The organism is Paenibacillus sp. E194, assembly GCF_000935845.1.
GTDB lineage: Bacteria > Bacillota > Bacilli > Paenibacillales > Paenibacillaceae > Paenibacillus_B > Paenibacillus_B alvei_B.
Genome location: NZ_JMDX01000559.1, coordinates 1 through 501, shown reverse-complemented (window position 1 = coordinate 501; position 501 = coordinate 1). Strand labels below are relative to the sequence as shown.

Annotated in this window: 1 protein-coding gene; it reads left to right on the top strand. The window is 62.7% G+C overall.

The window, feature by feature from the left end:
• Window positions 1-501, top strand: a 501-nt coding sequence (locus tag AZ66_RS29550) for a condensation domain-containing protein (RefSeq protein ID WP_231587116.1), incomplete at both ends; no start/stop codon positions are given.

The following is a 501-nucleotide window of genomic DNA, read 5'->3' as shown; positions in this document are numbered from 1 at the left end:
TCAGTTGGATGGTAGCGAAGCGCTGGCGGTGCTGCCGAAGCGGCAGCGTCAGGCGCAAGGTTATGAAGCGAAACGCGTGAGCTGGACCGTCCATCGGGAGCAGAGCAAAGCCATCTCATTGGCAGCCACTGCGCACGGTGTGACAGTAAGCACGCTGCTGCAAACGGCATGGGGACTGGTGCTGCACGCCTACAGCGGCAGACGGGATGCGGTATTTGGCGGCGTCGTGTCGGGCCGACCGGCAGACCTGCCCGGCGTGGAAGGGATGATCGGACTGTTCATCAATACGCTGCCTGTCCGGGTAACGTGCGAGGGCCGGGAAACGGTTGCGGAACTGCTGCGCCGCATGCAGGCGCAGGCGCTGGCCTCGCAAGGTTACGCCTACTATCCGCTGCACGAGATCCAGGCGCAGTGTGCCGGAACGAGAGAGCTGTTCGACCATATTCTTGTGTTCGAGAACTACCCAATGCAAACCGCGCAGGCGGAAGCGTCAGCGGATGC